The 25,047-nt window shown below is 70.6% G+C and carries 25 protein-coding genes; 8 read left to right on the top strand and 17 right to left on the bottom strand.

Features of this window, described 5'->3' with window-relative positions; all coding sequences use genetic code 11:
• Nucleotides 1-23: 23 nt before the first annotated feature.
• The 3 genes from G4D86_RS50465 to G4D86_RS50455 are packed head-to-tail and all read left to right on the top strand — an operon-like array spanning nt 24 to nt 4,172.
• The gene (locus G4D86_RS50465; RefSeq protein ID WP_164002873.1) at nt 24-2,768 is read left to right on the top strand and encodes a PEP-utilizing enzyme; all 2,745 of its coding nucleotides are present in this window, start codon (nt 24-26) and stop codon (nt 2,766-2,768) included.
• Nucleotides 2,761-3,390: a gamma-glutamyl-gamma-aminobutyrate hydrolase family protein gene (locus G4D86_RS50460; protein WP_164002872.1), complete on the top strand. Its 630-nt coding sequence runs from the start codon at nt 2,761-2,763 to the stop codon at nt 3,388-3,390. Before G4D86_RS50465 ends, G4D86_RS50460 begins: the two co-directional genes overlap by 8 nt.
• Complete coding sequence (locus G4D86_RS50455) at nt 3,387-4,172, top strand: phosphocholine cytidylyltransferase family protein (RefSeq protein WP_164002871.1); 786 nt, start codon at nt 3,387-3,389, stop codon at nt 4,170-4,172. The genes G4D86_RS50460 and G4D86_RS50455 overlap by 4 nt, the downstream gene beginning before the upstream one ends.
• Here the strand turns inward: G4D86_RS50455 and G4D86_RS50450 are convergent.
• The 11 genes from G4D86_RS50450 to G4D86_RS50400 all read right to left on the bottom strand — a co-directional run bounded on the left by G4D86_RS50450 (nt 4,165) and on the right by G4D86_RS50400 (nt 13,214).
• A complete protein-coding gene (locus G4D86_RS50450) occupies nt 4,165-4,680 on the bottom strand; it encodes a homoserine O-succinyltransferase (RefSeq protein WP_164002870.1) in 516 nt (171 codons plus the stop codon). The two genes, G4D86_RS50455 and G4D86_RS50450, sit on opposite strands and share 8 nt — an antisense overlap.
• Before the next feature lie 210 nt (nt 4,681-4,890).
• Complete coding sequence (locus G4D86_RS50445; protein WP_205520416.1) at nt 4,891-5,247, bottom strand: GFA family protein; 357 nt, start codon at nt 5,245-5,247, stop codon at nt 4,891-4,893.
• 128 nt (nt 5,248-5,375) lie between these two features.
• The gene (locus tag G4D86_RS50440) at nt 5,376-5,879 is read right to left on the bottom strand and encodes a CBS domain-containing protein (protein ID WP_164002869.1); all 504 of its coding nucleotides are present in this window, start codon (nt 5,877-5,879) and stop codon (nt 5,376-5,378) included.
• Nucleotides 5,880-6,065: 186 nt separating this feature from the next.
• The gene (locus tag G4D86_RS50435; RefSeq protein WP_164002868.1) at nt 6,066-7,235 is read right to left on the bottom strand and encodes an NnrS family protein; all 1,170 of its coding nucleotides are present in this window, start codon (nt 7,233-7,235) and stop codon (nt 6,066-6,068) included.
• The gene (locus G4D86_RS50430; protein WP_164002867.1) at nt 7,232-7,780 is read right to left on the bottom strand and encodes a hemerythrin domain-containing protein; all 549 of its coding nucleotides are present in this window, start codon (nt 7,778-7,780) and stop codon (nt 7,232-7,234) included. Before G4D86_RS50430 ends, G4D86_RS50435 begins: the two co-directional genes overlap by 4 nt.
• A gap of 5 nt (nt 7,781-7,785) precedes the next feature.
• Nucleotides 7,786-8,700 (bottom strand): hypothetical protein, encoded by a 915-nt coding sequence (locus G4D86_RS50425; protein ID WP_164002866.1) that lies wholly within the window; start codon nt 8,698-8,700, stop codon nt 7,786-7,788.
• Between the two features lie 233 nt (nt 8,701-8,933).
• Entirely contained in the window at nt 8,934-9,260 is a 327-nt protein-coding gene (locus G4D86_RS50420) for a hypothetical protein (RefSeq protein ID WP_164002865.1), read from the bottom strand.
• Nucleotides 9,257-9,757, bottom strand: coding sequence for a 4Fe-4S binding protein (locus G4D86_RS50415; RefSeq protein WP_164002864.1), 501 nt, complete (start codon nt 9,755-9,757; stop codon nt 9,257-9,259). Before G4D86_RS50415 ends, G4D86_RS50420 begins: the two co-directional genes overlap by 4 nt.
• Nucleotides 9,754-10,563: a nitrate reductase cytochrome c-type subunit gene (locus tag G4D86_RS50410; RefSeq protein ID WP_164002863.1), complete on the bottom strand. Its 810-nt coding sequence runs from the start codon at nt 10,561-10,563 to the stop codon at nt 9,754-9,756. Before G4D86_RS50410 ends, G4D86_RS50415 begins: the two co-directional genes overlap by 4 nt.
• Nucleotides 10,560-12,965 (bottom strand): molybdopterin-dependent oxidoreductase, encoded by a 2,406-nt coding sequence (locus G4D86_RS50405; protein WP_240360945.1) that lies wholly within the window; start codon nt 12,963-12,965, stop codon nt 10,560-10,562. Before G4D86_RS50405 ends, G4D86_RS50410 begins: the two co-directional genes overlap by 4 nt.
• A 3-nt stretch (nt 12,966-12,968) precedes the next feature.
• The gene (locus tag G4D86_RS50400) at nt 12,969-13,214 is read right to left on the bottom strand and encodes a hypothetical protein (RefSeq protein ID WP_164002862.1); all 246 of its coding nucleotides are present in this window, start codon (nt 13,212-13,214) and stop codon (nt 12,969-12,971) included.
• A gap of 190 nt (nt 13,215-13,404) precedes the next feature.
• Here G4D86_RS50400 and G4D86_RS50395 point away from each other — a divergent pair, with 190 nt between their 5' ends.
• From G4D86_RS50395 to dsrP, 3 genes are read left to right on the top strand one after another with little or no spacing between them, the layout of a single operon-like run.
• The gene (locus tag G4D86_RS50395; RefSeq protein WP_164002861.1) at nt 13,405-14,010 is read left to right on the top strand and encodes a hypothetical protein; all 606 of its coding nucleotides are present in this window, start codon (nt 13,405-13,407) and stop codon (nt 14,008-14,010) included.
• Nucleotides 14,003-14,905 carry a 4Fe-4S dicluster domain-containing protein gene (locus G4D86_RS50390; RefSeq protein WP_164002860.1) on the top strand — a complete coding sequence of 301 codons (903 nt, stop codon included), beginning with the start codon at nt 14,003-14,005 and terminating at the stop codon, nt 14,903-14,905. The genes G4D86_RS50395 and G4D86_RS50390 overlap by 8 nt, the downstream gene beginning before the upstream one ends.
• 3 nt (nt 14,906-14,908) lie before the next feature.
• A complete protein-coding gene (dsrP, locus tag G4D86_RS50385) occupies nt 14,909-16,186 on the top strand; it encodes a sulfate reduction electron transfer complex DsrMKJOP subunit DsrP (RefSeq protein ID WP_205520415.1) in 1,278 nt (425 codons plus the stop codon).
• Nucleotides 16,187-16,330: 144 nt separating this feature from the next.
• Here dsrP and G4D86_RS50380 read toward each other — a convergent pair whose 3' ends face one another.
• The 4 genes from G4D86_RS50380 to G4D86_RS50365 all read right to left on the bottom strand — a co-directional run bounded on the left by G4D86_RS50380 (nt 16,331) and on the right by G4D86_RS50365 (nt 21,018).
• Nucleotides 16,331-18,133 (bottom strand): acetate/propionate family kinase, encoded by a 1,803-nt coding sequence (locus tag G4D86_RS50380; RefSeq protein ID WP_164002859.1) that lies wholly within the window; start codon nt 18,131-18,133, stop codon nt 16,331-16,333.
• 75 nt (nt 18,134-18,208) lie between these two features.
• On the bottom strand, nt 18,209-19,351 hold the full coding sequence (locus G4D86_RS50375) for an acyl-CoA dehydrogenase family protein (protein ID WP_164002858.1): 1,143 nt from the start codon (nt 19,349-19,351) through the stop codon (nt 18,209-18,211).
• 2 nt (nt 19,352-19,353) lie between these two features.
• Entirely contained in the window at nt 19,354-20,526 is a 1,173-nt protein-coding gene (locus G4D86_RS50370) for an acyl-CoA dehydrogenase family protein (RefSeq protein ID WP_164002857.1), read from the bottom strand.
• A 12-nt stretch (nt 20,527-20,538) separates the two neighbouring features.
• On the bottom strand, nt 20,539-21,018 hold the full coding sequence (locus G4D86_RS50365; protein ID WP_164002856.1) for a MarR family winged helix-turn-helix transcriptional regulator: 480 nt from the start codon (nt 21,016-21,018) through the stop codon (nt 20,539-20,541).
• A 249-nt stretch (nt 21,019-21,267) separates the two neighbouring features.
• On the opposite strand from G4D86_RS50365, the gene G4D86_RS50360 reads away from it, so the two are divergent.
• Nucleotides 21,268-21,930, top strand: a complete 663-nt coding sequence (locus tag G4D86_RS50360) for a TetR/AcrR family transcriptional regulator (protein WP_164002855.1) — start codon at nt 21,268-21,270, stop codon at nt 21,928-21,930.
• Between the two features lie 12 nt (nt 21,931-21,942).
• On the opposite strand, the gene G4D86_RS50355 is transcribed toward G4D86_RS50360, so the two are convergent.
• Complete coding sequence (locus G4D86_RS50355; RefSeq protein WP_164002854.1) at nt 21,943-23,337, bottom strand: amidohydrolase family protein; 1,395 nt, start codon at nt 23,335-23,337, stop codon at nt 21,943-21,945.
• Nucleotides 23,338-23,431: 94 nt separating this feature from the next.
• Nucleotides 23,432-24,436 (bottom strand): LysR family transcriptional regulator, encoded by a 1,005-nt coding sequence (locus tag G4D86_RS50350; RefSeq protein WP_240360944.1) that lies wholly within the window; start codon nt 24,434-24,436, stop codon nt 23,432-23,434.
• A gap of 21 nt (nt 24,437-24,457) precedes the next feature.
• On the opposite strand from G4D86_RS50350, the gene G4D86_RS50345 reads away from it, so the two are divergent.
• A complete protein-coding gene (locus G4D86_RS50345; RefSeq protein ID WP_164002853.1) occupies nt 24,458-25,006 on the top strand; it encodes a carboxymuconolactone decarboxylase family protein in 549 nt (182 codons plus the stop codon).
• Nucleotides 25,007-25,047: the final 41 nt, after the last annotated feature.

Here is a 25,047-nt window from a genome sequence, read left to right as displayed (position 1 = left end):
CGTCCGCTCGCGCGAGGTTGCTCGTGACACTCCGTGAATCCGACACCGCCACGCTTCGCCTCGACACCCCCACCGAGGGCCTCCGCGACTGCCGGGTGCTGGCCATCGGGCCGGCGCACGCCTCCATGCGTACCTGGGCCGAGCGCACCCTGGACACGCTCGCGGCGGCACACGGCGGCGCGCCGCTGACGCTCGCCTTCAAGGGGACGGTGCTCCTGAGGCCGCGCGTGCTGCACGTTCCGCTGCGGAGCGCCTCCGCCGTCATCGCCACCTGGCGCGGCGAGTGCCGCTTCATCCTCGGGCGGACCCAGGCAGTGCGCCGGGAGCTGGAGGGGGGAAGAGACCTGGACGCGGTGGCGGCGCGCCTCGGGAATTCGGGAGACGTGGTGCACCTCGAGCTTCGCGAGGACGAGGCCACGAGCGAGCCGCTCGCCCCGGTGGGCCGGCTCCTGCTGGGTGACAAGGCGCGCACGCTCGACATCCTCTCGGAGCTGCACGGGCCGTGGCGCATCTCCCGGCCGCTCATCGTGCGGGGCCAGGAGTGGGCGGTGGACCGTGGCGGCGTGCTCTGGCGCGTGCGGGAGCGCTTCGGCATCGGGCGTGTCGTCGTCCGCTCCTCCTGCTCGGCGGAGGATGCGTGGGCGGAGTCGAATGCGGGGCGCTTCCTCTCGGTGCTCGACGTGGACGCGGGCGACGCGGAGGCGCTCGGCCGCGCAATCTCGGACGTGTTCGGCTCGTATGGCAGGGGAGCGGAGTCCGAGAAGGTCTTCCTCCAGGACTACGTCCACCCCGTGGACGAGAGCGGCGTGCTGATGACGCGGCACCCGGAGACGCTCGCGTCCTACTGGGTGGTGGCGTCGGACCGTCACAGCGGGCGCACGGACCAGATTACCTCCGGGGCCCTGGAGAATCCGTCCTCCGCGTACGTGGAGCACGGCGTCCCCAAGGGCCTGCTCCCGGGCTCGCTCCGCAGCGTCGTCACCGTGGGCCGCGAGCTGGTGAAGCTCACCGGCGTGGAGACGCTGGACCTCGAGTTCGCGCTGGCGGGCAGTGACTTCCACCTCTTCCAGGTGCGTCCCATCACCCGACGCACGGGGCTCCCCGAGGGGAGCGAGGTCCGCCGCGCGAGGCTCCTCGCGGATGCCTGCACGGCGCACCAGAAGCTCGTCCCTCCCAGAGGGCCCGTCGTCGGCGAAGGGCCCGTCTACAGCACGATGACGGACTGGAACCCCGCCGAGATGATTGGCCGGCGCCCGCTGCCGCTGGCCCGCTCCCTCTACGGCAGGCTCATCACCGACCGGACCTGGGCGGAGCAGCGCGCGCAGTACGGCTACCGGGACCTGCGTGGCGTTCCCCTGCTGCGGGACTTCGCCGGGCACGCCTACGTGGACGTGCGGGCCTCCCTCAATTCATTCATCCCGGCCGTCACGCCCGCGCACGTGGCGGCAGTCCTCGTCTCCTCCCAGCTCGCCCGGCTTGCCGAGGACCCCCAGCTGCACGACAAGGTGGAGTTCGACATCGCCGACACGTGCGCGAGCCTCGGCCTGCGCGAGCGGCTCCGGCGGCTCTACCTGCCCGACGTGGGGGAGGGGGAGTTGGACGCGCTGGCCGTGGCCCTGCGGGACATCACGCTCAACGGGCTCCGCGGCCTGCCCGCGCGGCTGGAGCGGGTGGAGCGGCTGCGCGCCGACCCGCTCGCGCCGGGCTTCGGTGGCGGGCCCGGCCCCGTCCTCGAGCGCCTGCGGGAGCTGGGCACCCTCCCATTCGCACACCTGGCGCGCACGGCGTTCGTGGTGACGGCGCTGCTCAAGAGCTTCGTGCGCGAGGGCGTGCTGGACGCGGGCGAGCAGCGCGAGGTGCTCCAGCGCATCCGGACGGTGGCCGGACAGCTACAGGCGGACGCGCTCCGCGTGCGACGGGGCGAGCTGAGCCTGGAGGCGCTCGTCGCAGAGTTCGGCCACCTGCGCCCGGGCACCTATGACCTGCGCACTCCACGCTATGCCGCGGACCCCGAGCGCTACTTCGGCCCGCTCATCTCGGGCACCGAGGAGCTGGCCAGGCACGAGGCGCCGCTCTCCCAGCGCCTCCAGGAGCGCATCGGCGCGGGCCTCCGGGACGCGGGGCTCGAGCTGTCGAGCCACGAGTTCCTCGGGCACCTCGGCGCGGCAATCGCCGGCCGGGAGTACGGCAAGCACGTGTTCACCCGCACGCTCAGCGCGGTGCTCGAGCACATCGCCGGCTGGGGAGCGCCGCTGGGCCTGGACCGGGACGACCTCGCGCACCTGTCACTGGAGCAGGTGGAGGCCGCCATGGCGCTGCCAGCGGCCGAGGCGCGGCACCGCTGCCGCGACGCCATCGACGAGGCCCGCGAGCATGCCGCCGACATCAACCTCATCGAGCTGCCGGACGTCCTCGTCCGCACGTACCACCTGCTCTTCCACGTGAGCAGCGACGAGCAGCCCCTGTTCGTGACGAAGGCGTGCGTGCGCGCGCCGGTGCTGGTCGCGGACGGGCTGCCGGATGCGGAGCGCGTGCGAGGCACCATCGTGCTGCTGGAGCGCGCGGACCCCGGCTATGACGGCCTGCTCGCGCTCGGCGTGGCCGGCATCGTCACGGCGTATGGCGGCGCGAACTCGCACATGGCGGTACGCTGCACCGAGCTGCAGCTGCCCGCCGCCATCGGCGTGGGCCGCGAGCAGCTCCGGCGGCTGGCGAGCGGGCGGGTGATGACGCTGGACTGCGGTGGGCGCAGGCTCGTCCATGAGTGAGCGCCGCGCTGTCCTCGTCACCCAGCGCAGGGACTGCGTTCCGGGTCGGCCGGAGCTACGAGACGCGCTGGAGGCGTCCTGGGCCGAGTGCCTGTGGGAGGCGGGCTGGATGCCGTTCCCCGCGGTGAACGTGGCCGCCGCGGCGGCCGCGCAGTTCGAGGCCCTCCGTCCGGGGCTCGTCCTCCTCACCGGCGGCAACGACGCGCCGGGGACGGGACAGGACGGCGTTCCAGCGCGGGACGAGACGGAGTCGGTCCTGATGGCGCTCGCCGCCCGGACGGGCACTCCGCTGCTCGGCGTGTGCCGTGGCGCGCAGATGCTCGCGCTGGCCGCGGGGATGCGGCTGGTGCGTGTCGAGTCCCACGTGCGCGTGCGCCACGCGTTGAGGGGCCCGCTCGCCGACGCGTGGCGGGGCCCGGCGGACGTGGCGAGCTTCCATCACTGGGGCGTGGAGGCGGGCTCCATCCCCGAGGGGTGGGACATCGTCGCGCGCTCGGAGGATGGCGTCGTGGAGGCCTTCGCGAGCGCGGAGCGGCGCTCGCTCGGAGTCCTCTGGCATCCCGAGCGCGAGCCCCGTCACCTTCCGGCAGTCCTCGAATACATGGAGGCGTACTTCCTGTGAGAGCAATCGTTCTGGCCGCGGGGCTGGGAACCCGCATGGGCCCGCTGGCGGCAAACCGTCCGAAGTGTCTCGTGGAGCTGGCGGGAGCGCCGCTGCTCGACCACCAGCTGGCCGTGTACAGGCACTTCGGTGTCGACGTCACGGTGATGGCCGGTGCGTACCCCGAGCAGATTCAGCAGGGGCGCGACGTGCGCGTGGTGGTGAACCCGGCCTACACCACCGGCAACATGGTCGCCACGCTGCGCTTCAGCCTGCCCGTGTTGTCCCGGAGCGAGCCGGTCATCGTCGCCTATGGAGACATCGTCTTCTCGCGCGAGGTGCTCGGGACAATGCTGTCCGCGTCGCGCGACGTCGACGTCGCCATCGACACGCAGTGGCGCCGCCTCTGGGAGCTGCGGATGGAGGACCCCACGACGGACTGCGAGTCGCTGCGGCTGGAAGGCGAGCGCATCACCGACATCGGCTCGCGGGTGCGCTCGGTGGAGCGGGTGCAGGGGCAGTACATCGGGCTGTTGCGCTTCGGGCCCGGCGTCCTGCACTCGCTCTATGAGCGCTTCGACCGCCGCGTGGCGGAGGACGCCCGGTACTGGAACACCTCGATGACGGCCTTCCTCCAGGACCTCATCTCCGACGGCGTGGCGATTCACGCCGTGCCCATCGCGTCTGGCTGGCTCGAAGTGGACAACGCGGAGGACCTGCGCCGCTACACCGAGGCCCACTCTTCGGGTGCGCTGGCGGGCTTCTGGTCCCCCACGGCGGCGCCGCGCGGCGGCGTCAGATGAGGCGCACCCGGGGGTCTCCCGCGTCCTGCAGCAGGGACATGCCGGCGCGGTAGCGCTCGCGGATGTCGGGGACGGAGGCCAGCGCGCGGATGGCCTCGTCCCAGTCCGGCCAGGTGAGGCGCTCCGAGCGCACGGCGTCGCTGAAGGGCGAGCCGTCCGTGAGGTGGAAGTGCACCTGTCCGACGTCCTGCCGGGGGCCCGCGTTGACGAGCACCGAAGAGGCCGCCCTGCGCTGGGCGCTGGCGATGAGCGCGAAGAGGTTGGCGCGCAGCTCGGCATGGCGCGGGTGGGCCAGGGCGAAGACATCCGGCACGGCGCGCAGGGGAACGGCAATGTGATGGAAGCTGCCGTAACAGGGGCGCGGGTGGCGGTAGAGGGCGGCGAGCTCCGAGCGGTCCACGGTGGTGAGCGGCAGGAGCCGGTCCGCGTGCGCGAAGCCGAAGCGGACCAGGGAGCCCGAGGCGGGGGACCTCGCCATCCGGAACGCCAGCTGTTTCAGGGATGCCATGTACGCCCTTCACGCGTGCATCAGCCGCGCGGGCTGACGGGGTTTCGCGGGGCGTTCTACTACAGGGGGACCCACACCCAGGGCCAGGGAGGGCAGGGGCTGCAGGCGGACCTCGCCGTCTTCGACGCCGCAGTGTGCCCCAAGGGGCTCGGCCTCGACATCGGGAAAGGAGCCTGTCCCTGGCCGCGACGGAGGGGGATGCGAAGAAGGTCAGTCGCTGTACTGCTCGGTGCCGGCGCCGTCGAGGTGCCGTACGCGCACCTTCGATAGCAGCTCGAGCGGCATGAGCCGGGCGTTGACGCCCATCCGATCTCGCGCCGGGTCGAGCGCAGCCCAGTGCGAGACACAGCCGCAGTGGGTGCAGCGATGGAAGGCAATCTTCTTCTCACCCCACTGGTACGTGTCCTGGGCAGCCCCTTCGGTACGAATGAGGACATGCTGAGTCGGGTAGTACGCCCACAGCACGCCGTAGCGGCGGCAGATGGAGCAATTGCAGTCCGTGACTTCGGTTGGTTCGGACTGCACTTCGAGCGACACGCGACCGCAGTGACACGTGGCGAGAATCATCGGTTGCTCCGCGCGAGAAAGCTGGATTCTGCATCTTGCACGGGGGACGCGCCATCGTGGAGCCCCTGGCGCTGCCCGCGCAGCCAGCGTGAAGGCGTTGCGCGGGCGGCGGCCGGCGGGGCGTGGGCTCACGGCAGGCCGGCTACCCAGCGCACGAAGTCCATGCTGGTGACGAGGCCCACCACCATGCCCGCCGCGTCCACCACCGGTACACGGTGCACGCCGGCGCGGGCCATCACCCCGGCGGCCTCCGAGAGGGAGGTGCCCGCCTGGACGATGACGATGCCCTTGGTCATGACGTCCGCGGCCGTGGTGGCATCCTCCACGGACTGGCCGGATTCGACGTCGCGCGGGTCCAGGTCCTCGCCGTCATCCATCTGCCAGCGCACCAGGTCCGTCTTCGACACCAGTCCCAGCACCCGGCCCGCGTCGTCCACCACGGGCGCGCCGCTGATGCCGCAGTCGAGCAGCAGCTCCGCCACTGCCTGCAGCGGCATGTCGAAGGGCACTGTCACCACGTTGCGCGTCATCACCTCGTCCACGGTGCACGGGTTCGGCGCGGGCCGCTCAGTGGGGCGCTCGTCGAATGGGGTGGCACCGGGGATGGACCGGGTCTGGGGGATGGGTTGCATGGCAGGCTCCTTCACAGCGGGCCAGCGGCGGGCGCGTCATCCACCACGGCGACGAGCCCGTCTGGCACCCCCTTCATCCAAGGCAGGAACCGTGCCGAGCCCCTCCCTCGGAGGATGCCTTCGAGGCGCGCAGGTCGTGCGTTCCGGAGCACGACGCCGCAGATGATGCGGGAAGGCGCCGCTGCCTCAGTGGGGAACGGGCTCGCCCTTCATGGCCGGCAGCAGCAGGTGGGCCCACAGCAGCGTGGCGGCGAGGAAACACGCCGCGGCCGTGCCCATCCAGAGCAGGTAGCGCGTGGGCGCGAGCGCCATCAGCCCGCGCGCCACCACCGCCACGCCCAGTAGGGCGCCCATGGCCCCCACCTGCCAGGGCCGCCCATGAAGCTGCGCCGGCCTTCCGCCGTGCGCGAGCACCACGTGCACCGACACCGCCAGGGCCATCAGGGCGAAGCCTCCGAGGAACACCACGTGCAGCCCCGCCGTGCGCCACAGGGGCTCGAAGGCCACCACCGCATCGCCCACCGGCACCAGCCACGCCGACAGCCAGATGAGCCAGCGGTGCAGGCCCGGCTGCGAGGGCGGACGCCAGAGCGCCGTCGGGCCCACCAGCGCCGCCGCCACCACCGCCGCGCGCACACCGTGCCCCAGCCGCGAGGACACGGCCTGCTCCAGCACGAAGGAGAGGACGAAGAGACCCGCCGCCGCCAGGTGCAGCCCCTGGAGCAGCCGCCGCTCCGTGCCTGTCTCCACCTTCGGGGGCTGGCCATGCAGGAACATGGGCAGCAGCATCCCGCCCACGCCCAGCACCAGCCCGGTGAAGAGCCCCTGGGTGAGCAGCGCCGAGCCGAGCGCGTGCGGCCAGCCCATTCCGAACGCGGGCAGCAGCGAGCCCACGAGCCCGAGCCCCACCGAGATGGGCACCCACAGCATGCCCTCGGGGACACCCAGGCCGCCTCCGGGCCGCAGCACGCGTGGCAGTACGAAGCCCAGCAGCAGGGCCAGCATTGCCACGAAGAAACCCTGCGAGATTGCCCATGCGCCCGCCCATGCGCAGGCCGTCACCGCCACCGGCAGCAGCATGGCCAGCCCCAGCTGCCAGAGGGCGGGCCCTTCCGTCCGCGTGCGGCGCGGGATGAAGGTGAAGAGGAAGCCCAGGGCGAAGCACATCATGAAGCCCTGCACCTGCGTCAGCGCATGGAAGGCCGCGCGCCAGCCCACGTTCATCCCGAGCGCGAACAGCAGCCAGTGGCCCACGCCCGCCCAGCCGAGCAGGGCGCCCAGTGGGAAGAGCAGGCGGTAGGGCTCACGGCGCAGCGTGGCGATGCGAGGCGACGGGACGGCGGACGTGGGGCTCATGGCATCATTCCTCGGCGGGCGCGCATCTCCTCACGCAGGGCCTGTTGCTCCCGAGGCGCCAGCAGGCGTTCGGCCACGGGAAAGAGGACGCGCTCCTCGAGCTGGAGGTGCTCCTCCATCAGGAGGGTCAGCGCGTCGGTGTCCTCCCGCAGGGCGGGAAGCGATGTGGGTCGCGGGGTGGGGGAGGCCTCCAATTGCCGCCACCGCGCCACCAGCCCGTCCACCCGCGCGTCGATGACGCGGTGCTGCGCCTCCATGACCCCCAGCGCTTCACGGACCTCCGGGGGCAGCGGCAGCGCGCGCAGGCGGGGGGCGAGCGAGAGGTCCTCGTCCGCCACGTGCTTGCCCAGGCCGAGCGTGAAGTAGCGCACGAGACTCCGGGCGGCGTCCGCCACCTCCGCGTCGCGGGCACCGTCCGCCTCCACCAGCCGCCGCGCCAGCGCGAGGAAGGTGCGGATGCGGCCGTGGCACTCCCGCAGCATGCCGAAGGGACTCCCGGTGTCAGTGGGAGGCGCGGCCGTGGCGAAGCGGAGCGGAACGAGCATGGTCGTCAGAAGTTCAGGGGGAGGTCGAGCTGCGCGATGCCGTAGTGCTGCGGCTTCATGGGCGCGTCGAAGGGCAGGGCGTAGGAGAGGCCGGGCCGCAGCGTCAGCGTGTCGCCGAGCTTCACGTGGAAGCGCGTGCCCAGCGCCGCGGTGGTGTTGTCGCGCAGGGCCTGCGTCGTCACCGAGGAGGGGGTGGACAGCCAGCGCTGGTGGCGCACCTCCGCGCCGAGCGACAGCCAGGGGGCGACGAAGTAGCCCACGTGCACGCCCGCGGTGAAGTTGGTGCGCGAGGAATCCGCCTGCACCGCCTCGCCCCGCACCCGTGTGAGCTGCAGCACGGTGGCCTCAGCCTGCACGGTGAGCCCGTCCCGCACGTAGGCGAGCTCCACGCCGGGGAAGACGGTGAAGTCATTCACCGCGAACATCGCGTTGTCCATGGCCGAGCGCGCGAGGATGCCCGAGCGCGCGGCCGCCGCCACCGCCATTTCCGGCGTGTTGCCTCCACCCATGCCGACCGGCACGGTGAGTCCCAGGAAGAGGGCCAGGCGCAGCGAGTCGCCGAGGGGGATTCCATAGGTGCCGCCGAGCACCGGGTTGATGAACGCGGTGCCGGAGTCGCCAGCGCCGGGCGTGTTGTGCACCACGCCCACGCGCACGAGGGGGGCGAAGCTCGGCGTCACCTTGTAGCTGAGGAGGAACATCGAGGCGGTGGTGACGGTGTCCGGCACGCCGACCGTCGGGTGCGACACCGCCACGGAGGTGTCCAGCCGCGCCACATTCACGGGCGCGGCGGGGCGCAGCTGCCAGGGCAGCGAGTAGGGGGCGGGCGCGGCGGAAGCGGCCAACGGAGCGAGGGCACCCAGGGCGGCGAGGGTGCCAGTGACGAGACGGCCGAGGGAAGGTCGTGCGAGGGCGGACATGCGGTTCTCCAGGGGCACGCCCGCTCTTGAAGCAGGGGCTGTGCCATTCGCCTCCGGAGGGAATCGCCCCGTGCGCTCCACCGTCGGGGCGCAGGATGTGCGAGCCCGCGGGTTTCCCCGCAGAACGTGCGGGCGCGAGGGAGCGAGCAGCTCCCGCTCCGCCGGGCGGCCACGATGCGGCCGACGCCCCCGAAGAGCCCTGACGTCGTGCCCGGGGGGCCCGGACGAGGCCCCTACCGGCTCCCCGCGGCCTCCAGGTCGTGGGTGATGCGGACGAGGCGGATGCCCTGGGGCGCCCGCAGGAGCGTGTCCCACCAGGACTGTCCCTGGTAGCGGTAGCGGACCTGCACGCCCATGACCAGGCCTTGCTGGAGCGCGTCCACCGCTTCGGCCAGCGTGCGGCGCTGGGTGGAGGCCATGCTGGCGTCTGCGCCCTTCAGCAGCACCTCGTCCACGACGGCGAGCCTCTGGATGTCGCTGACGAGCCGGGCCAACGTCGCGGCATCGAGGTCTGCCTGCTGGAGTGAGGGGAGGGCTTTGGCGTCCAAGGTGGCGCTCATGAGGGGACTCCCGGTGCTTCCGCGGGGCGAAGCTCGAAGGCGTTGAGGGGCGCCGGGCACATGCGCACGCAGGTGCCGCACCCGTTGCAGCGCTCCGGCACGACGTGTGGCCGCCCCAGCTCGAGGATGATGGCGCCCTCGACAGGGCATTGCTCCACGCAGGTCGTGCAGAACGTCCCCTGCCAGGCCAGACACAGCTGGGTGCGCACGCGCACCGTGGCGCCAAACACCGGAGCCTCCCTGGGCGTCCCCGGCCGCGGAGCAACGTCGCGCGGTCCTTCGCGCAGCGAGAAGGCGGGGATGCGTCCGTCCAGGGTCGCTTCTCCGGAACGGGCCCGGTTCGCATAGAAGGCCTCGAGCGAGAAGGCCGGAGGCTGCGTGTCAGCGGGAGCGGTGAGCGCAGCCGGCACCTGCGCGGCGGGGGCTTCTGGCGCTCGCGGTCGGCGGAACAGCCCCAGCAGCGCGCGGCGGCTGAGCCCTGGCTGTTGCTGACTCATGGCGCGCTCCCCGCCACCGACCCCGGAGGCGGCGTGGCATCCAGCAGCCCCGCCGGCGGCTCGCGCCCGTCGAGCGCCGCGGAGGACGCGTGACACTGCACACAGCTCTGCCGCTCCGGGTGCGACGTGCGCAGGCCCGGCCTTCCCGTGGGGCCATGGCACGAGGAGCACTCCGAGCGCATGTGCTCGGAGTGAGGCATCGTCGGTGGCGCTCCCTGCCACGCCCGCGCTCCGGCTCCGGCCGACGCCCGTCCGACGAAGCGGTTGACTGGCACGTCCGGGTACACCGCCAGCGGCTTCGGCGCGGCCTCCACCACGTGACACTGGTTGCAGCTCTGGTACGGCGGGTGGCTGATGCGAGGCGCGATGCGCTCTCCCAGCTTCATGCCCTGCCCGTGGCAGGACAGGCACCCGGGCGTGCCCAGCTGGTCCACCTCGTGCGGAATGGTCGGCGGAGCTCCGTCATAGGCGCGGTGGGCCTTGCGGGCTTCCACCGCCCGGGCGCGCTGCTCCACGGTGGCCACCGCCGTGGGCTGCAGCGGGTCCAGTCCCTGCCGCAGGGCCTCCATGGCCCCGTGGTACATCCACGCGTTGTCCCCGCGCCGCGCCTCCCGCAGCTCCTGGTAGCTCGGCGCCCGCTCGGCCGTGGCGGCCCCCTGCGGCGAAGAGAGCGGCTCTGGCCGCTCCGGAGCGGGCCGCGTGCCCGCGACATACCCGGTGATGGCGAGCGCCACCGCGACGCCGGCCCCGACGTGGAGCCAGCGCGCCGGAAGCCCCGGGCCTCCACCGTGGGGCGCGCCGCTCATCCGCGGGCCTCCTTCCTCTTCTTCCGGCCGCGCACGCGCGCCGCGCACTTCTTGTAGTCGGGCTGCTTGGAGAACGGGTCGTGCGCATCCAGCGTCAGCTCGTTGATGAGCAGCCGCTCGTCGAAGAAGGGCACGAAGAGCGAGCCCTCCGGCGGCTCACCCCGCCCCCCCAGCCACACCGGCAGCTCCAGGCTTCCCCGCCGCGTCTCCACCGTGACGACGTCGCCGTTGCCCACGCCCAGCCGCCGCGCGTCCGCCCGGTTCATCTCCAGGTACGCACTCGGCATCGCCCGCTGCAGCTGGGGAATGCGCATCGTCATCGTCCCCGAGTGCCAGTGCTCGATGACGCGGCCGGTGCACAGCCAGAACGGGAACTCCTCGTCGGGCGACTCCGGAGGCGCCTCGTATGGGTTGAACCAGATTTGCGCCCGGTGGTCGTGCGTGGGCGAGTGGTAGAACTGGATGTCGCGGCCCTTCTCCACGTACGGGTCGTCGAAGCCGGAGAAGCGGAAGCGCGTCTCGCGCCAGCTGCCGTCCGGCTGCTGCACCACGGGCCAGCGCAGCCCGCGCGCCTTGACGTACTCCTCGTAGGGCGCCAGGTCCTTGTGCTTGATGCGCGTCGTCTTCCGGTACTCCTCGAAGAGGTGCGCGTCGACGTTGACGTCGTAGTAGTGCGCGAAGTCCCAGATGGGGACGGGCTTGCCGTCCTTCTTCACCTCGAAGAGGAAGCGGCCGTCCCGGTCCTTCATGCCCTCGAAGCCGCGCTCGAAGAGCCGGTGCGCCACGGCGATGAGCTGCCAGGCGTCATCGCGGGCCTGGCCGGGCGGGTTCACCATCTTGAACCACTGCTGGGTGCGCCGCTCGGAGTTGCCCACCATGCCGTTCTTCTCCACCCACATGGCGGAGGGCAGCACGAGGTCGGCGATGCGCGTCGTCTCCGTGGGGTACGCGTCCGAGACGATGAGGAACCTGTCCGGAAGCTTCCGGCTCGGGTCCACCAGCTTGTGGCGGTTGGGCAGCGTCTGCGCCGGGTTCGTCACCTGCACCCAGACGGTGTGGATGTCACCGCCCTGTTCGGTGGGCGTGGAGAAGCGCTCCCACATCTGCACCGTGTGGTAGCCCGGCGTCTCGGCGATGCGGCCGGGCGGCACGTTCCACAGGTCCTCCATCTGGTGGCGGTGCTTCTCCTCGGCCACCACGCGGCCGCCCGGGAGCGCGTGGGAGAGCGTGCCCACCTCGCGCACCGTGCCGCACGCGGAGGGCTGTCCGGTGAGGCTGGTGGGCGCGTTGCCCGGCGTGCCGAAGTGGCCGCTGAGCAGGTGCAGCCCATGGATGAGCGAGTTCATCGCCGTGCCGCGCGTGTGCTGGTTGACGCCCATGCACCACAGGCTGGTGATGCGCACGTCGCGGCGGCCGAACAGCCTCGCCAGCATGCGCAGGTCCTTCTGGGATACCCCCGACAGCTTCTCCACGTGCTCGGGCGTATAGGGGGCGAGCAGCGCCCGGTACTCCTCGAAGGTGATGGCCTTGCCCTGCAGCGTGGCCGGCTCGCTGGGGGCGCGGAAGGCGCAGTGGGCCTCGACGAAGGCCTTGTCCCAGGTGCCTGCCTCCACCAGGAGGTGGGCGATGCCGCAGGCGATGGCCAGGTCGGTGTTCGGCTTGAAGCGCAGGACGTGGTCGCAGAAGGCGCTGGTGCGCGTGCGGCGCGTGCCGATGTCGATGAGGGTGACCTTCTCGCCGCGCGAGCGCCGGTCGATGACGCGGGAGAAGAGGACGGGGTGCATCTCCGCGGGGTTGTTGCCCCACATGATGAGCACGTCGCAGGCGTCCAGGTCGTCGTAGCAGCCGGCGGGCTCGTCCACGCCATAGGTGGCGAGGAAGCCCGTCACCGCCGAGGACATGCACAGGCGCGCGTTGGCGTCGAGCTGGTTCGAGCCCAGCCCGCCCTTCACGAACTTGGAGGCCGTGTAGCCCTCCGGAATCGTCCACTGGCCGCTGCCATAGAGGGCGAAGCCCTTCGGGTCCTTCTGGATGCGGCTGGCGATGAGGTCGAGCGCCTCGTCCCAGGAGATGGGCACCTGCTTGTCGCCCTTGCGCAACAGCGGCTGGGTGAGGCGGTCGCTCCCGTAGAGCGCGAGCCCTACGTGGTAGCCCTTCACGCACAACAGGCCCTTGTTCACCTCGGCCTTCGGGTCACCGGCGATGGCCACCACCTTGCCGCCCTCCACGCCCACCTGGACGTGGCAGCCGGTGCCGCAGAAGCGGCACGGGGCCTTGTTCCACTTCACGCCACTGCCCGACACGGGAAGTGCCGCCGTGGGCGCCTGGCCGTACGCCAGTCTGCTGGCGGCCAGGGTGGCCGCGGTCATCGCCGTGCTCTTGAGGAAGTCCCGCCGGTCCATCGCTCAGCACTCCCCGCCAGAGAAGTCCACCATCACCACGTCCAGGAAGCGCACCCCGGGCAAGTCCCGGAGGAAGTCCGCGACCGACTCGCCCTCCTCGGGGGTCTGCGTCTCCACCACCACGGGGAGCCAGCGCTCCTCGAAGGGGGTTCCCACGGTGATGCGCGCGTCCCGCTCCAGCCGACCGAGCACGCCGGCCCGCTGCTCCGCGGAGTCTTCAAGGGTGAGCACGAGGCTGCTGAAGGTCATGGTGGCTCCAGTCCATGGAGGCCTTGAGCAAGAGGTGGACCAGCGCCCTTCGCGCCGTGCGAGCCCCGCGCACGCGCAAAAGCTGCATGGGGGGTGGTGTCTCAGGCAAGAGATGCGCGGCCGTGCGCGGGCCGCCTCGCGCGGGCCCCCGTGAAACCCCGTGGCATGGACACTGCTTTTGGAGGGCGTCGTGGCCGAGACCTCCTCCATTCCCCTGCTGTCCGTGCTCGTGGCACTCACGCTGGGTGGGTGCGACCGGGACGTGCCCCGGCGCCCGCAGCCGGCGCCCGGTGCCACCCGGGGCGTGGAGACCGTGCTGGTGCCGGCGAAGCTCACCTCCATCGAATCCGGCGAGGTGGACGCGCTCGGGCAGCCGCTGCGCGTGCCCTGCGTGACATGCCACTCCTTGAAGGCGCCTGCGCGGATGCCGGACGCGCCCGAGGCGCTCCAGGCGTTCCACCGCGGGCTCCAGCTCCGCCATGGGACGAACGCGTGCACGTCCTGCCACCAGGCCGACGCGCCCCAGTCGCTGCACCTGGCGACGGGCGAGCCGCTGCCGATGACGGAGGTGGTGACGCTGTGCTCGCAATGCCATGGGCCCCAGGCGCGCGACTTCCGGGCGGGCGCGCACGGCGGGATGACGGGCCACTGGGATTTGTCCCGCGGCGACCGCACCCGGAACAACTGCGTGTCCTGCCACGACCCCCACGCGCCGAAGTACGCCGGGGCGCTCCCGGTCATGCCGCCCCGCCCCCTGCACCCTCCTCCCGAGAGCGAGAGCCACGCCCATGAATGACGTCACCCGCCGCACCGCGCTGAAGGGCGCCGGCGCCACGCTGGGCGCCGCCGCCTTCGCCCATGCCCTGGCTCCGCTGACGGAGTGGACGGAGGACCTGTCGCTCGACGCATTCCTCCAGCGCCACTACAAGGAACTCACGCCCTCGGACATGAAGGCCGTGCTCTGGCGGCTGGAGAAGGACGCGAAGCGGGAGTACGGCCGCGACGTCACCATCCAGGACCTGCCGCCGCAGGAGGGCGTCTCCTTCGGCTACGCGCTCAACCTCAGCATCTGCATTGGCTGCCGCAAATGCGTGGAGGCGTGCCACCAGGAGAACAACCACGACCGGCGCACGGGCAACTCGTACATCCGCGTGCTGGAGATGGAACAGGGAAGCCTGGACATGGAGCGTGGCAACGCGGACTACGACCACGCGGTGCCGGCGCCCGGGAAGTACTACCTGCCGGTGCAGTGCCAGCAGTGCGACAACGCGCCGTGCGTGAAGGTGTGTCCCGTCCAGGCCACCTGGAAGGAGCAGGACGGCGTGGTGGTGGTGGACTACAACTGGTGCATCGGCTGCCGCTACTGCGAGGCGGCGTGCCCGTACCACGCGCGGCGCTTCAACTGGACGAAGCCCGAGGTGCCGGCGGAGGAAATCAACCCGGACCAGGGCTACCTCTCCAACCGCATCCGCCCGCAGGGCGTGGTGGAGAAGTGCACCTTCTGCCTCCACCGCACGCGCGCGGGGCGGCTGCCCGCGTGCCTGGAGGCGTGCCCCACCGGGGCGCGCGTCTTCGGCAACCTGTTGGACCCGAAGAGCCCCATCCGCTGGGTGCTCGAGAACAAGCGGGTGTTCGTCCTCAAGGAAGAGCTCGGGACGCGTCCGCGCTTCTTCTACTTCTTCGACAAGTGAGCCATGGCCGCGTCCCGTCACGTCCTCGACTACCCCCGCTTCCTCGGACGGCTGCTGTGGATGAGCACCGACGGGAGCTGGCGCTTCTACGTGTGGATGACGGTGCTGACCGCCATCTGCCTGGTGGGGGCGAACGCGTGGGCCCGCCAGTTGGCGGATGGCATGGCGCTCACGGGCATGAGCGACCATGTGTCCTGGGGGCTCTACGTGGCCAACTTCACGTTCGGCGTGGGGCTGGCGGCGGGCGCGGTGATGATGGTCATCCCCGCGTACCTGTACCACGACCATGAGATGCACGACGTCACGCTGGTGGGCGAGCTGCTCGCGGTGGCGGCGATTGCGCTGAGCCTGCTGTTCATCGTGGTGGACATGGGGCACCCGGAGCGGGCGTGGCACCTGATTCCGGGGGTGGGGCGGTTCAACTGGCCGGTGTCGATGCTCACGTGGGACGTGGTGGTGCTCAACGGGTACCTGCTGCTGAACCTGCACGTCTGCGGGTACCTGCTGTACATGCGCTTCCTGGGGCTGAAGCCTCGCAAGCGCTGGTACCTGCCGTTCGTGTTCCTCTCCATCTTCTGGGCGGTGTCCATCCACAGCGTGACGGCGTTCCTCTACAGCGGGTTGGGGGGACGGCCGTTCTGGAACTCGGCGCTGCTGGCGCCGAGGTTCATCGCGTCGGCGTTCATCACGGGGCCGGCGTTCGTCATCCTGCTGCTGCAGGTCATCCGGCGGTTCACCGGGCTGCCGATTGGAGAGGGGCCGGGGCGCACGCTGACGTCGGTGATGCGGGTGACGGTGCTGCTCAACCTCTTCATGCTGGGCTCGGAGGTGTTCACCGCGTTCTACACGGGGGGCGCGCATGCCGGGCCGGTGCGGTACCTGTTCTTCGGGCTGCACGGGCACCACGCGCTGGTGCCGTGGATCTGGACGGCGGTGGCGTGCAACGTGGCCTCGGCGGTGCTGCTGCACCTGCCGGCGAGCCGGCGGCGTATCACGGTGCTGAACGTGGCGTGTGTGTTGGCCTTCGTCGGAGTCTGGATTGAGAAGGGGATGGGGCTCATCATCCCCGGCTTCGTGCCCAGCACCCTGCACGAGATGGTGGAGTACGTGCCCACCGTCACGGAGTGGAAGATTACCGCGGGCATCTGGGCCTTCGGGCTGATGCTGCTGACGGTGGCAGTGAAGGTGGCCCTGCCCGTGCTCAGCGGGCAGCTGGCGTCCCCTGCCGCGCACAAGGCGGAGCCCCAGCCGCGGGACGCGGTGCCGCAGGCCGCGGCGTGAGGGCAGGGGAGGTGGCCCTGAACCCGCGTCCCGTCTCGGAGGGGCATCAATGCCCGGCTCATGCCGCTCTGGCTTCTATCGAAGGTGCGCGTGCGGCACCTCGACGGTGCCGGCACCGAGCAATACATCGACTGATGCTCACTCTCAGGCCGAGCCCACCTGCACGCCGCTGAACGCGACGACGCTGTCACTGGTCAACCCCGCGGCGTTCGCCTCGTCGGTGTCGACGTGCATGTCGAGACGGAAGTCGGGATGGACGCGGACGAGCACGTCGCCCATCGTCATCTCGCGGTCGCCCTCGACGCGCACCTGGATGACGTTGCGGTCCTGGACGCCGAACGTGCGCGCCTCCTCGGGGCTCATGTGCACGTGCCGGAGCGCGAGGATGACACCGCTCGGGATGGTGACGGTGCCCGCCGGGCCGCGCAGGGTGATTCCGGGCGTTCCTTCGAGCTTGCCGCTCTCGCGCAGGGGCGGTGTCACGCCGAGCGTGAAGGCATCGGTCCGCGCCAGCTCCACCTGGGTCTGCTTGCGCAGCGGGTTGATGATGGCGACGCGCTGGATTTCTCCCTTGGGGCCGACCAGGTCCACGGTCTCCCGGGTGACGTACTGCCCGGGCTGCGTGACGTCGCGCTTGTTCGTCAGCTCATACCCCGGGCCGAAGAGCGCGTCGCAGTCGGCGCGGCTGAGGTGGACATGGCGCACGCTGACGCCCACGGGAATCGGCCGTGCGCGCACGCTGCGAAGGGTGGCCGTGGGCCCCACCAGGCAGCGCATCACCTCGCGGGCAATCATCCGCTCCTCGTCGGTGCGCACCACCAGCACCTGCGTGGGGGCGCGCGGCGCGGAGACCTCCACGATGCCCCCATGGTCCGCGGGGCGCTGACTCTCATTGGCCCGCTCGTCGAGGGAGACGCCCATGAAGAGCAGCCCCTCGCACACGCGGCTGCGCACCAGCGCGGAGTTCTCACCGATGCCGCCAGTGAACACGAGCGCATCCGCTCCGCCCAGCACGGCGGCGTACGCGCCGATGTACTTGCGGATGCGGTGGACGAACACGTCGATGGCGAGGCGCGCGCGCGGGTTGCCGGCCTCCGCGGCCTGCTGCACGTCACGGAAGTCGGCGCTGACGCCTGACAGGCCCAGGAGGCCCGACTGGCGGTTGAGCAGGGTGTCTATCTGCTCCGGCGACAGGCCATCCTTCGCCAGCAGCAGCGGCAGGGCAGGGTCCAGGTCTCCCGCGCGCGTGCCCATGACGAGCCCTTCCAGCGGCGTCATGCCCATGGAGGTCTCCACCGAGACACCGCGCTCGATGGCGGCGATGCTGGCGCCGCCTCCGAGGTGGCAGGTGATGAGCTTGAGCCGCGACAGGTCCGTCTTGAGGTGCTCGGCCGCGGACAGGGCCATGAACTGGTGGCTCGGGCCATGGAAGCCATAGCGGCGCACGCCCTTGGACAGGTAGAGCTCGTGCGGAACGGCGTACGTGTAGGCCTGGGGCGGAAGCTGCGCGTGGAACGCGGTGTCGAAGACCGCGACGTGTGGCACCGAGGGGAAGACCTCACGGGCCGAGCGGATGCCGGCGAGGTTCGCCGGGTTGTGGAGCGGGGCATAGCGCGCGCACTCCTCGATGATGGCCTCGACCTTGGCGTCGACCGGCGTCGGGGCGATGAGCCGCTCGCCGCCATGGACGACGCGGTGGCCTACCGCCGCGAGCTGGCTCGCGTCCGGCAGGGGGCCGCCCGCGCGGGTCAGGTGGGCGAGGATGGCGCGCAGCGCGTCCTGGATGGCCCGCCCGTCGACCGGAGCGCTGCCCGCTTCGTGGACGTGCAGGGCCTCCGCGGTGCCCACGCGCTCGACGCGTCCCGCGGCGAGACGGGCCTCGGTATCCATCTCATAGAGGTTGTATTTGACAGAGGTCGAGCCGACGTTGACGACGAGTACCTTCATGGTCGGGCGAAGGTATCACGGGGTGACGGGGCACTCCGGCCTTCCACCCGGTGTGCATGACACCGGCGGCCGGGTTCAGTAGCCCTCGGCCTTCGCGATGAGCTCGTTCATGATCTCGCGGGTGCCGCCGCCAATCGGATAGAGGCGGGCGTCGCGGTACAGCCGCTCCACCATCTGCTCGCGCATGTAGCCGAACCCGCCGTGCAGCTGCACGGCCTGGTCCGTCACCGCGCTGCACATGTCGGTGGCGACGTTCTTGGCCATCGCCGCGAGCGAGGGCTGCTCGTCGCCAGCGAGGTAGCGGGTGATGACCTCTCCGGTGAGTGCGCGCGCCGCGGCGATGCGCGTCTGCATCTCGGCGAGCTTGTGACGGGTGACCTGGAAGCCGGTGAGCGGCTTGTCGAAGGCCTGTCGCTCCCGCGCGTAGGCCAGGCTCTGGCGGAAGGCGAGCTCGGCGATCGCGACGCACTGGGTGGCGAGCGCCAGCCGCTCGGCGACGAAGTTCATCATGATCGCGACGAAGCCCTCGTTCTCTTCGCCAATCAGGTTCGCTGCGGGGACCCGGCAGTCCTCGAACGTCAGCTCGGCCGTGTCGCTCGCCCACCAACCCATCTTCTTGAGCTTCTTCGAGACATGGAAGCCGGGCGTCGTGCGTTCGATCACCAGGAGCGAGATGCCCGAGTGCTTGGGGCCGCCGGTGCGCACCGCGGTGGTGACGAAGTCGGCGCGGACGCCCGAGGTGATGAAGGTCTTCGCTCCGTTGACGACGAAGTGGTCGCCGTCGCGGACCGCCCGGGTCGTCAGGGAGGCGACGTCCGAGCCACCGCCAGGCTCTGTTATCGCCAGCGCGGAGATCTTCTCGCCGCGGAGCACGGGTGTGACGAAGCGCCGCTTCTGCTCGTCGTTGCCGAGCCGCAGGATGGGGGGCAGGGCGATTCCAAGCGAGCCCAGGCCCACGCAGGTGCCCACCGAGTGGCCGGCCAGCACGAGCTCCTCACTCGCGACGAGCACGTGGCTGAGATCTCCGCCCGTGCCACCCAGCGCCTCCGGGTGGCCGAGCCCGAGGAGGCCGGCGGCGGCCGCCTTGCCGTACAGCTCGCGGGGGAACTCCTCCGCCTCCTCCCATGCGTGGGCGAAGGGGGCAATCTCCTTCGCCGCGAAGCGGCGCACCTGCTCCCGCAGCGCGGCGTGGTCCTCTTTCTCGAACAGGTAGGGCATGGTCAGGAGGTCTTCTTCTTGCGGGGGAGGATGCCCATCAGCTTGCAGATGATTCCGAGCATCACCTCGTCCGCACCCCCGCCGATAGAGATCAGCCGGCTGTCGCGGAAGTTGCGGGAGACGGGGTTGTCCCAGGTGTAGCCCATGCCACCCCAGTACTGCAGGCAGGCGTCGGTGACGACGCGCGAGAGCCGGCCGGCCTTGAGCTTGCACATCGAGGCCAGCTTGACGGTCTCCATGTCGTCGGGGTTCGCGATGTACATCTCACACGTGCGGTAGACGAGTGCGCGGAGCGCCTCGATGTCGCTCTGCAGCTCGGCGAGCCGGAAGTGGACGGACTGGTTGTCGAGGATGGACAGGCCGAAGGCCTGACGCTCTCGCGTGTAGTCGATGGTCTGCTGGACCGCCCGGTCGAGGGCCTTCAAGGTGCTCGCCGAGCCGAAGAGCCGTTCCTCCTGGAACTGCTGCATCTGCATCATGAAGCCGGCGCCCTCCTCGCCGATGAGGTAGCGCTGGGGGACGCGGACGTTGTCGAAGAAGAGCTGGGCGGTGTCCGAGGCCCACATGCCGATCTTCTTGAGCTTCTTCGCCCGGCTGACGCCCCTGGCCTTCATGGGAACCACGATGAGCGACTTGTTCACGTGCGGCTTGTCGTCGCTGGTGTTCGCGAGCAGGCAGATCCAGTCGGACTGCATGCCGTTGGTGATCCACATCTTGCTGCCGTTGATGACGTAGTCGCCGCCGTCCTTCACCGCGGTGGTCTTCAGCCCGGCCACGTCGGAGCCCGCGCCCGGCTCGCTGACGCCCACCGACGCGACCAGCTCGCCCTGGATGGTGGGGGCCAGGAACTCCCGCTTCAGCTCCTCGGAGCCGTAGCGGGCCAGCGCCGGCGTGGCCATGTCCGTCTGTACGCCGATGGCCATCGGTATCGCGCCGCAGTTGCAGTGGCCGAGCTCCTCGGCGAACGCGACCGAGTAGGAGTAGTCCAGCCCGGCGCCGCCGTGCTCGGTGGGCTTGGTGATTCCGAGCAGCCCCAGCGCGCCCATCTTCTTGAAGAGCTCCCGGGCCGGGAAGATCTCCGCCTCCTCCCAGGCATCGACGTGCGGATTGATCTCCTCGTCGATGAAGCGGGCAACGGTGGCGCGGAGCTTCTGGTGTTCTTCCGTGAAGAGCATTGTCTGAGGTCCTCAGGCCTTCTCGCGTTTGCTTCCGTTCGCCTGCTCGATCTGCACGGCGACGTTTCCGGCGAGCCCGCGCAAGAGCTTGAACAATTGCTTCTGCTCCGAGGGCTCCATGTCGTTGATGGCTCGCCGCAGGATGGCCCAGGGCGCCACGTCGACCTCACGGGCAATCTTGCTCCCGCGCTCGGTCAACCGGATGTGCCAGATGCGGCGGTCTTCCTGGGACTGCTCGCGCTTCACCAGGTCGGCTTCGACCATCCGGTCGACGATGCCCGTCACCGTGGAGTTCTGGGTCGCCAGCCGGCGCCCCAGCTCCGAGCAGGTCAGCGCCTCGATCTGATCGAGCAGCATGATGACGTTGAGCTGCGTCGGGCTGACGCCCACGCGCTCGCATTCGATGCGGGCCAGCCGGCGCCCCTCCGCCTGGAGGTAGACGAGGGTCTCGATGATGAGGTCGAGGTCCCGACCCTTCGCTTTCGGAAACATTTCGTATAGCGAACTATCGGGTCGAGTGAAGGAAGTCAAGGCGCCCCGAGGAGGGGTGGGGGAAGCCCCGGTCCGCCAGCACCGTCACCTTCATTCCTTCGGGCACACACTCCCCGAGCTGCGGCAGCGTCCTCTCTTCGGCCCGCGCTTCGCCACTGGCCCTGACCTATGCTCGGGCGGATGACTTCCGACGAGAGCAGCCCCCGCGGAGCGCGAGGACGGCCTCCCCGACTCTCACGCGATCTCGTGGTGGCGGCCGCCGTCGACCTCGTGCGGGAGCAGGGACTGCGGCAGCTCTCCATGCGGACGCTTGCGGAGCGGCTCGGGGCCAGCCCCATGGCCGTGTACAAGCACGTCGCGAGCCGGGACGCGCTCGCACTCCTGACGGTCGAGGCGATTCTCGCGTCCCTCGTGCTCCCGGATGAGCGCCTGGAGCCGGTGGCCTGGCTCCGGGAGCTGGCGGGGCGAGTGCGGGCCCTCGGGCTGGCGCACCGGGGCGTCATGGACTTCCTCCTGGAAGAGGGGCCCATCGCCCACACCTCGCTCGTCGTCCTCGACAGGACGGTGCGCAAGCTGCACGACGCCGGCATTCCCTGGAAGGAGGCGGGAGCGCTGCACAACACCTTCTTCTCCTGGCTGGCCGGCGCCGTCCGCAGGCAGGAGCCATGGGACACCGGCACTCCGGGAACTCCCTCTCCCTTCCAGAAGTTCTTCGCGGCCGCCGCGGCGCTCCCCGCAGCCGACTACCCGGGCATCGCCCACAGCCTGCCCCACATGCGGACCACGGAAGTCGAGCGCGAGTTCGAGGTCAGCCTGGGCTTCATGCTCGAAGGCATCCAGCGGCGCATCGATGCACGGCGGGACGAAACACGAGGAGCGGCCCGGAAGCGGCCACGGCCCCGCCAGGGCTGAGCTCCCGCTCCATCACCCTCCAGCCCCCGTTCCCATGTCCCAGTGGGTGGCGAGCGCCCCCTGCTCCTCCAGCAGCGCGGACGGTCCACCCACCCGGGCGAGCACCGCGTCTCGCGCTTCGACCACCCGGCGCCGGACGGAGGCCACGTCGACATCGACCAGGGCGCCACGGAGCTTCACCCACCTGCCACGGACCATCACCGACTCGACGTTGCCCGCGTGGGACTGGAGTACCACTGCGTCGCGCGGGCGGTTGAGAGGCGTCAGGTTCAGCGCGTCGGCGGCGAGGACGAGCAGGTCCGCGTCCTTGCCGGGCCGGAGCGAGCCCGTGACGCGGCCCAGGCCCAGCGCCTCCGCCGCGTCGAGCGTCACCATCTGGAGGACGCGAGCGGCCTTGAGCTCGAGGGCCTTGGGCAGGCCTACGCGCTCGTTCGTCCTTCCCCGTTCCACCTGCAAGGCCAGCCGCATCGCGGTGAACAGGTCTCCGCTGTTGCTGGAGACGACGTCGCAGCCGAGCGTCGTCCGGACTCCGGCGCGCAACGCCCGTCCGGTGATGGGGAAGCCCATGCCCATCTGCAGCTCGGTCTCCGGTGTCACCGTGAGGGATCCGCCGCTCCCAGCGATGCGCGCCAGGTCCTCGTCGGAGCTCCAGGTGCAGTGGACGAAGAGCAGGTCCGGCCCGAGCAGCCCTTCGGCCGCCATTCGCTGGACCTCACTCGGACCCGACACGGGCCAGGCGGAGCAGTGGGCGGTGATGGGGACTCCGAGCTCACGCGCGGAGAGGAGCTCGGCGCGGCTCTGCTCCCAGGGAATCTGCATCTCTGTCAGGGCGATGCCCAGCCGCACCAGCCCGCCGTCCGAGGCCAGGCGCGTGGTCCGCAGGCGCCGCGCCTCCTGGAGCCGGCTCGCGTGCGTCGGCAGCGCGGGGCACTCGCGAGGCCCCGCCGCGTAGCCGTAGGCGAAGAGGGCCCGGATGCGCGCGTCCTCGAGCGCCGAGAGCGCGGCATCCGCGTGCTCGGGAGACCCCATGCAGTGGGAGTAGTCCACGAGGGTGGTGATGCCCGCGTCCAGCGCCTCCAGGGCCCCGGCCAGGTTGGCGGCATGGAGGTCTTCCGGCCGGAAGGCGGGCGCGAGCTTCACGCGCACCGCCGCCAGGTAGTCCATGACCGTCCAGTCCGCGCCCAGCGCGCGCAGCGGAGTCTGCCACGTGTGCCGGTGCGCATCGATGAGCCCCGGCATGACCAGCTTTCCGCGCAGGTCGAGCACGCGGCAGTCGCCGGCCCGCAGCTCGGGCCCCATCGCGGCGATGACCCCGTCCTCCACCAGGATGTCGCCGCGAGGCAGGTCTGCCTGCCCGGGGTCGCAGGTGATGACCTCCGCCCCGCGAAGCAGCCATCGGTCGCTCATGCCGTGCGCCTCCTGTCACTTCAGATTTGTATACACCGTAAACTATATGCCTCCCGGGCGACAACCACAAAGCGGGCCTGTTCCGTGACGTGGGTCAGAGGTCGACGAAATGCCAGTTGCACGTCGCCACGGCCAGGTCGACGAAGGCTCGGACCTTGGCGGAGAGCAACCGGCTGGTCGGGTAGACGAGCTGGATTGGCAAGGGCGGCGGCTCGAACTTCGAGAGGACCACCTTGAGCCGCCCCGCTCGCACGGACTCCGCGACCTGGTACGCGAGCAGCATCGTCAGGCCGTGACCGCGCTCCGCGTGAGCGAGCGCTGCATCGGCGCTGTTCGTCACGAAGGTGGGAGTGAAGGAGACGTGGCTCGAGCGACCGTCACGAGAAAAGCGCCACTCGGGTGTGGGATTGAGCCCGGTGAACTGGATGACGGCATGCGATGCCACGTCACCGGGCACCTGGGGCCTCTTGCGCTGAGCAAGGTATTCCGGCGAAGCGACGACGACGCGTCGAGTCTCCCCGACCTTGCGGGCAAAGAGACTCGAGTCGGCGAGCACGCCGATCCGCACCGCCGCGTCCACGCCCTCTTCGACCAGGTTCACCGTGCGGTCCGAGAGGATCAGCTCACCCACGACAGCCGGGTGGCGTGACAGGAACGTGCTCATGAGTGGAGCGACGTTGAGCCGGCCGAAGACGTCCGGCGCCGTGAGGACGAAGCGGCCCTTCGGTACGGTTCGTTCTTCCTGAGCCGCGTCCTCCGCCTCTTCGACCTCCGCCAGGATGCGGCGGGCGCGTTCCAGATAGCGAGCGCCCGCGTCGGTCAACGTCACCGAGCGCGTCGTGCGCTGGAGCAGGCGGATGGACAGGCGCTCCTCGAGCGCGGCGACGAGCCGTGTGACGGCCGAGGGTGACAGCCCCAGGCGGCGCGCGGCGTGAGCGAAGCCACGATGGTCGGCGACCGCTACGAAGGCGGTCATGGCATCAAGACGGTCCATGTCATTATTGCAGAACCCGGAACAGTGAAGTGTCAAGGAGCCGCATTGTTGCAGCGCCAGGAAGGGGGCACGTTGTTGGGGAAGGCGAGCGAAAGGCTCCGCCACCCACCCGAAAGGAAGCTCCTCATGTCGCGCATCCCCACTCCGGCCTCCATCGAAGCATCCCCCGCTGCGGCGCAGCCCCTGCTCGAGGCGGTCAAGAAGCAGCTCAGCGTCGTGCCCAACCTGTTCCGCGTCGTCGCGAACAGCCCGGCCGCCCTCGAGGGCTACCTCGGGCTCAACGGCGCGCTCGGAAAGGGCCAGCTCGATGCTCGCACCCGAGAGCGCATCGCGATGGCTGTCGCGGAAATCAACGGCTGCGACTACTGCCTCTCCGCGCACACCTACCTGGGAAAGAACCTGGCGAAGCTGGATGACGCGGAGCTGGCGGCGAACCGGGAGGGCGGCTCAATGGACCCGATGGCCGCCGCCGCCGTGCGCTTCGCGGCCAAGGTCACCCGTGAGCGCGGCCACGTCACCGACGCGGACGTGCAGGCGGTCAAGGCAGCGGGTTACAGCGATGGGCAGGTCATCGAAATCGTCCTGCACGTGGCGCTCAACACGCTCACCAACTACGTCAACGAGGTGGCGAAGACCGAGATCGACTTCCCGGTCGTCCAGCACCGGGCGAAGTAGGCTCCGGGCTGCTTCTCCCCGTGGAGGTCCATCCAGAAGCC

The organism is Pyxidicoccus caerfyrddinensis, from assembly GCF_010894405.1.
GTDB classification, from domain to species: Bacteria; Myxococcota; Myxococcia; order Myxococcales; family Myxococcaceae; genus Myxococcus; species Myxococcus caerfyrddinensis.
The sequence above is the reverse complement of the archived record's forward strand: the minus strand, read 5'-3'. Positions and strand labels throughout refer to the sequence as shown.